General features: G+C 41.0%; 4 protein-coding genes and 5 tRNA genes. All 9 read right to left on the reverse strand.

Going from position 1 to position 7,161, the window contains the following annotated elements:
- Positions 1-40: 40 nt before the first annotated feature.
- Positions 41-469, reverse strand: a complete 429-nt coding sequence (locus HMPREF2607_RS09935) for a MarR family winged helix-turn-helix transcriptional regulator (RefSeq protein ID WP_002886332.1) — start codon at positions 467-469, stop codon at positions 41-43.
- A 132-nt stretch (positions 470-601) separates the two neighbouring features.
- Positions 602-832, reverse strand: coding sequence for a GlsB/YeaQ/YmgE family stress response membrane protein (locus HMPREF2607_RS09940; protein ID WP_002889604.1), 231 nt, complete (start codon positions 830-832; stop codon positions 602-604).
- A gap of 19 nt (positions 833-851) precedes the next feature.
- Positions 852-2,093, reverse strand: coding sequence for an aminopeptidase (locus tag HMPREF2607_RS09945; RefSeq protein WP_014633779.1), 1,242 nt, complete (start codon positions 2,091-2,093; stop codon positions 852-854).
- A 163-nt stretch (positions 2,094-2,256) separates the two neighbouring features.
- Positions 2,257-6,651 carry a PolC-type DNA polymerase III gene (locus HMPREF2607_RS09950; RefSeq protein WP_070476874.1) on the reverse strand — a complete coding sequence of 1,465 codons (4,395 nt, stop codon included), beginning with the start codon at positions 6,649-6,651 and terminating at the stop codon, positions 2,257-2,259.
- A gap of 51 nt (positions 6,652-6,702) precedes the next feature.
- Positions 6,703-6,786: transfer RNA gene (locus tag HMPREF2607_RS09955), tRNA-Leu, on the reverse strand.
- A gap of 9 nt (positions 6,787-6,795) precedes the next feature.
- Positions 6,796-6,867 (reverse strand) — tRNA-Gln (locus HMPREF2607_RS09960).
- Positions 6,868-6,875: 8 nt separating this feature from the next.
- A tRNA-His gene (locus HMPREF2607_RS09965) sits at positions 6,876-6,948 on the reverse strand.
- An 11-nt stretch (positions 6,949-6,959) separates the two neighbouring features.
- Positions 6,960-7,030, reverse strand: a tRNA-Trp gene (locus tag HMPREF2607_RS09970).
- Between the two features lie 5 nt (positions 7,031-7,035).
- Positions 7,036-7,116: transfer RNA gene (locus HMPREF2607_RS09975), tRNA-Tyr, on the reverse strand.
- Positions 7,117-7,161 lie beyond the last annotated feature (45 nt).

Genomic DNA, 7,161 nt, shown 5'->3' on the forward strand with positions numbered 1-7,161 from the left:
GTAATATATATAATTCCATTAGAAATATAAAGAAATATGCTCAGACATTCTTAAATTTTTTCAGGAGCTCTACCAACTGTGCCTGCTCTTCAGGTGTCAGAACGGAAAAAGTCTCCTCAATAGCTCGCTGATGTGGCGGGATTGCTGCTTGAATAATACGACGGCCCTCATCCGTCAAATCAACCTCGAAAGCACGCTTATCTGTTTGGCAGGCCTCTCGCGTCAACCAACCTTTTTTCTCCATATTTTTAATGACGACAGTCATATTCCCGGAGGTGGCAAGCATGCGGTCAATTAATTCGCCAATTTTCATACGTCCTTTAGCATTAAGCACGTCCATGACTCCAAATTGAGTTGGTGTCAAATTAAATTCTTTAAAGGTCTCAGAAACCTTGGCATCGATGGTACGAAAAGCCTTACGCATAACTACCATACTTTTTACAGCCATGTTTTTATCTAAGTCACTCATTTCTAGTCCTTTCCAAATAGATGCTGTTTTTATTACTCTACCACAGTTTTTCTAAAAGTGGTATATGAAAATGAAAAAATAAGAAAAAAGAGTCCTTAGATATCTAACCAATACCTCAGAACTCTTTCATTTCTAACTATTACGATTCCAAAAAAGGGCTAATAAGATAACAGCACCTAGTACCGAAGGGACTATAGCAGTATCTGCTAGCATCGGTCCCCAATTTCCAAAAAGAAGCTGACCAACAAAAGCACCTAGCCATCCAACAAAGGTCTTACCAATACAGCCCATACGTTCACCCCTATTTGATATAGCAGAGGCAATAAGGCCAATTAGAAAACCAACTATCATACTTCCAATCATGATAAATTCTCCATCATACTTAGATTACCCAATCCCCATTTCGGAAGATTGGTACACGACTACCATCTTGGCGGATACCATCAATATCCATTTGATTTGAACCAATCATAAAGTCTACGTGTACATCAGAACGATTAAGACCAGCTTCCTTAAGCTCCTCTTCTGTCATGTCTGCCCCTCCCTCAACACTGGTAGCATAGGCTGCTCCAATAGCTAGGTGGTTGGATGCATTCTCATCAAAAAGAGTGTTAAAGAAAGTGATGCCTGACTGTGAAATAGGACTTGGATCTGGAACCAAAGCACATTCACCTAGAGCACGCGCTCCATTATTGTTGAAGACGAGATTCTTCATCACTTCATCACCTTGATCCGCTGTGATATCTACAATTTCACCATCTTTGAAGGTTACCTTGATTCCCTCAATAATATTACCATTGTAGCTTAGAGGCTTTGTGCTTGAGACATAACCATCTGCACGACGAAAATCTGGTGCCGTAAAGACCTCTTCTGTTGGCATATTAGGAAGGAAACCTTCACCTTGCGCATTAATGGCACCTGCAGACTCCCAAACATGGTTTTTAGGCAATCCTAGAGTCAAATCTGTTCCAGGTGCTTGGTAGTGTAAGGCTGAGAATTGTGCCTCATTGAGTAGGCGTGCTTTAGCATCCAAACGGTCAGCATGTTCCTTCCAGGCACGTACAGGATCCTCTTCATAAACACGACAGGTCTTGAAAATTTGGTCCCAAAGTAAATCTACAGCTTCCTCATCACTCGAAGCATTAGGAAAGACCTTCTTAGCCCATTCCTTACCAGCTGCAGCAGCTACAGTCCAACTAACCTTATTAGACTGAGTTGCCACCTGCATAGGTTTAAAGGCCACCCCAGTAGCTTTAGCATGAGCAGATAAACGTTCAGGAGCTACACCATTAAGGGCACCTGGATCTGATGAACGAACGCCTAAGCGACTTGCCTTCTTGGCTAACAAATATTCCATTTCAGCTTTTTTATAGGCAGGAACCTCTTCGATGCGGTCCATATCAGCATGCAGGAAGCGCTCGCGATTAATAATATCATCTGACCATTGAACGATTACCTCAGCTGCTCCTAAAGCATAGGCTTCTTTAACTAAGAGGTGTGCTAGCTCTGCTTGTTCTACATCAATGCTCAAGGCCACTGTGTGACCAGGTTGCACATTAATCCCATTAGCAACCAGTAATTTAGCATATTTCTCAAGATTTTCTTTAAAATTTGGTAAAACCATGATTAACTCCTTGAAACTATAATTTTCTATCAGTATACCATAAGACGAAGAAAAAGGTTTCCTCTCAGCTTTGGCTTTTTAGCATCACATGCAGCCCCCTAAACAAAAAGAGAACGGAGACTGACTCCATTCTCTCAAAGTTGATGACAATTCTCTTCAGCCATTAAAAGAAATCATCAAAAAGACTTAATTGATTATCTTCTGGCATATTTCCTAGGATGCCCATTTCATCCAATTTTTCAACCAAGGTTGATGATAGGCCTCCTCGTTTACGCAATTCTGTCTTGGAAAGGAATTCACCTTCTTCACGCGCAGCAACCACTTGCTTAGCAACGTTCTCACCCAAACCTTCAAGTGCAATAAACGGTGGAATCAAAGTATCTCCTTCAATCAGAAATTCAGTTGCCTGACTCTTATAAAGATCCAACTGACCAAAGGTAAAGCCACGTTCTAACATTTCATTGACAATTTCAAGCGTTGTAAATAAGTCATTTTCAACATTAGTCGCTTCATTTCGTTGGCGCTTCTCCTTAATATCTTCCATTCGAGCTTTAACAGCATCAAGACCCGCAGACATCGTCTTAAGCTCAAATGCTTTAGCTCGAATCGAGAAGTAGGCACAATAGTAATAAATAGGATGGTGCACTTTGAAATAAGCTACACGTAGGGCCATCATAACGTAGGCTGCCGCATGGGCTTTAGGGAACATGTACTTGATTTTACCACAAGATTCAATGTACCAGTCTGGAACATTATTTTCACGCATGGCTTGAATATAGCCATTACGCTCTTCTTCGGAAATCTTCAACCACATCCCCTTACGCACACGTTCCATGATCGTGAAGGCCATCTTAGGATCTAATCCCGCATGCATTAGGTATACCATGATATCATCACGACAACCGATAACTGTTTTCAGAGTGGCGATACCTTCCTTAATCAAATCTTGTGCATTACCTAACCAAACGTCTGTTCCGTGGGACAATCCAGATAACTGTAAGAGTTCCGCAAAGGTCGTCGGATGCGTCTCGTCGACCATACCACGAACAAAGTTAGTCCCAAACTCAGGGATTCCCAACATTCCCGTTGGTGTCCCAATCTGTTCAGGTGTTACCCCTAAAATATCAGTCCCTGAAAAAAGTTTCATTACATCTGGATCATCTGCTCGAATATCTTTTGGATCAATTCCTGATAAATCCTGCAACTTACGAATCATAGTCGGATCATCATGTCCCAGAATATCAAGCTTCAACACGTTCTCATCGATATCGTGGAAGTTAAAGTGAGTCGTCTGCCAGGCAGCCGTTACATCATCAGCCGGATATTGAACAGGTGTGAAATCATAGACATCCATATAATTTGGAATAACAACAATACCACCCGGGTGCTGACCTGTGTTTCGCTTAACACCCGCAGCCCCCATGGCTAAACGATCGACCTCGGCATCACGGTAAAACTTATTGTAATCACGTTCGTAACCTTTAACAAAACCATAAGCCGTCCGATCTGCAACAGTTCCTACTGTTCCGGCACGAAAAGCATATTGCTCTCCAAAAATATCACGAACGTCCAAGTGGGCTGATGGTTGATCATCACCGGAGAAGTTCAAATCGATATCAGGAACCTTATCCCCATCAAAACCTAGGAAGGTCTCGAAAGGAATATCCTGACCATCTTTTTTATATTCCGTTCCACATTCTGAACATTCCTTATCAGGCAAATCGAAGCCAGATCCATAAGATCCATCTGTAATGAACTCTGAGTGTTGACAATTAGGACAGAGATAATGTGGCGGCATCGGATTGACCTCAGTAATTCCAATCATCGTCGCAACAAAACTAGAACCGACAGATCCACGCGAACCAACTAGGTAGCCACGTTCATTTGAACGGTTAACTAGCATCTGCGAAGCCAGGTAGATTACGGCAAATCCATTACCAAGAATTGAAGACAACTCTTTCTCAATTCGCAGGTCAATAATATCAGGCAAAGGATTACCATAGAGCTCAAACGCTCTAGCATATGTCATCTCCGCAACCTGTTCTTCCGCACGATCAATAAAAGGTGTGTACAAGTCTTTTTTAACAACCTCAACCTCTTCAATTTGATCTGCCATAGCTTGCGTATTAGTTACAACAATTTCATAGGCTAAGTCTTTTCCTAAAAAGGCAAAGTCGTCTAGCATCTCGTTAGTTGTCCTAAAATGAGCTTCAGGTAAAGGAGCAGGTTTCGCATTTTCTCCCTTACCAATTGGCCTATTAATCATGGCTCCTTGTCCCAAAGCACGAACAATGATTTCACGATAAATGGCATCCTCAGGGTTGATATAGTGTACATTTCCTGTAGCCAGCACAGGCTTGTCCAGACGATTAGCGACTTCAATCAAATCTCTAATCAGTTGTTCTATAGCCGCCTCATCCTTGATTAAATCCTTTGCAATCAAGGGCGCATAAATTGCCGGTGGCATAACTTCAATAAAGTCATAATATTTAGCAACTTCAACCGCCTTGTCAATACCGTGAGACAAAAGCGTATCAAAAACCTCACCATCAGCACAAGCAGAACCTACAATGATTCCCTCATGATACTCATCTAAGACCGTACGAGGAATACGTGCTACTCCCTCAAAGTATGAGACATTTGATAAACTTACCAACTTAAAGATATTCTTCAAGCCAGTTTGATTCTGAACATACAGCGTCGCATGTTTGACACGAGACTTTTTATACGAATCTTCAGAAACCAACTCCGTATTCAACTGTTCTAGATTAGTCAAACCGTGCTTATCAAACACATCTTTTATGAAGATAAACAACAAACGGCCCGTAGCTTCCGCATCATAATTGGCCATATGGTGATGATCCAAAGCCACACCAAACCGCTTCGTCAAAGGCCCCAAACCATGACGCTTATACTCAGGATAAAGATTTCGTGCAAATTCTAAAGTATCAATAACCGGTTGTGAAATTGTTGGTAACTGATGTCTTTCGTAATTGGCATTCATAAAACCAACGTCAAAGGTCGCATTATGGGCCACTAGAACAGTTCCTTGACAGAATTCTTGAAACTCCTGTAAAACTTGCACTAAAGGTTTAGCACCCTTAACATGATTATCAGTAATACCGGTCAACTCAGTAGTAAATGCAGAAAGAGGATGTCCTGGATCTATGAATTCATCAAATTGCTCAATAATATTACCTTTATGCATTTTTGATGCCGCAATCTGAATCAAATCATTATGAACAGCAGACAAGCCCGTTGTCTCAACGTCAAATACAACATAAGTTGCTTCTTTTAATTCCAAATTCTGGGAATTATAAACAATAGGAACTTTATCCTCAACAAGATTGGCTTCAAGACCAAAAATAGCCTTAATCCCAGCTTTCTTAGCCCTATGGTAGCCATGAGGAAAACTCTGAACATTAGCATGGTCAGTAATGGCAACTGCTGGATGTCCCCAAGAAGACGCTGTATCAATAAGATCTTCAACAGTTGGCATTGCATCCATAGTCGACATGTTGGTATGCGCATGAAATTCCACACGCTTTTGTCCCTCAGGCATCAAATCCTTACGAGGAGTATGGGAAATCTCTTTAATATCTTGCACATTCATAGTCAGACTATGAGTGAAAGGATTATTCTCGATACGGCCACGAACCCTAACCCAGTTCCCCTTTTTTATCATATCGAACTTAGCGAGCTCATCACTATCTTTGACCCATCGTTGCATAGCAAAACTAGAGGTATAATCAGTTACCTTAAAATTAATAATAATTCGACCCGTCTTTGTTTCACGTTGCTCTACATCAAAAATATATCCTTCAAAAACAACACGATTCTCTTCAGAATTAATATCAACCATTGGCGTTATTTCAGCCTTATCAAAACTAGCTTGACGTTGACTTTGTTTCTCAGCAAAATTTTGTGATGGTTCGATCACAGGTTTCGGTGCTGGGGCACTTTCAATAATAGATTGAAGCGCCTGTCTAGCCTGAGACTCAGCTTGTTCTTGTAAAGAAACCTTATTTGTTTGGTAAGCCTCTTCTAAAGAAGATGAAGCTTCCTTATCTTCGACAACAGAAATGGATACATCAGATAAACCAACTTGAGAAAGAGATTTAGATATCAAAAAAATAAATCTATCCTGTAAATTTTCCTTTATAATATGCTCTGGAGCCTTAACAAAAATACTATTATTCGAAATCTCAAGCTTTAGATTTGAGAATAAAGAGTAAATAGAAAAGTGTGACACTTTTAAACTATCTAAAGCATATGAAAAGTAATCTCCAAGTAAAGAATCATCGCAAGCAGTAGAAACTAAACGAATCTCAAAAGAAGCTTTAGCACCTAAAGAATTAAAACAAGAGTGAAGTAAACTATCAAAAAGAACAAAAGACTCATAAGACAAAACACTAGGAAAAGAAAAAACAAAAAACCACTGGCGCTTTGATTTAAATAACTTTACTGTTTCGATAGAACCATCTTTAATTTCTTTAAAAGCATCGTGATCCTCAGGAAAACGAATTTGTTTTAAGAGAAGCTGAAATTTATCAGACATAAAAAATAAACTCCTATAGACAAAAAAACACTCCTTAAGGAGTGTAACTTATACCGGCGGCCGGGGTCGAACCGGCACGTCCTTGCGGACACTGGATTTTGAGTCCAGCGCGTCTGCCAATTCCGCCACGCCGGCAAAGTATAACTGGGGTAGCTGGATTCGAACCAACGCATGAGGGAGTCAAAGTCCCTTGCCTTACCGCTTGGCTATACCCCAAAAATATAGGCGAATGAGGGGAATCGAACCCCCGAATGTCAGAGCCACAATCTGATGTGTTAACCACTTCACCACATTCGCCACTTTACTAACACGGGCAGTAGGAATTGAACCCACACTGAAGGTTTTGGAGACCTTAGTTCTACCTTTAAACTATGCCCGTAACTATGGAAGGGGAGGGATTCGAACCCCCGAACCCGAAGGAGCGGATTTACAGTCCGCCGCGTTTAGCCTCTTCGCTACCCTTCCAAAATATAAACAAATGGCGCGAGACGGAATCGAACCGCCGACACA

This window comes from Streptococcus sp. HMSC078H03 (assembly GCF_001808655.1).
GTDB classification, from domain to species: domain Bacteria; phylum Bacillota; class Bacilli; order Lactobacillales; family Streptococcaceae; genus Streptococcus; species Streptococcus salivarius_G.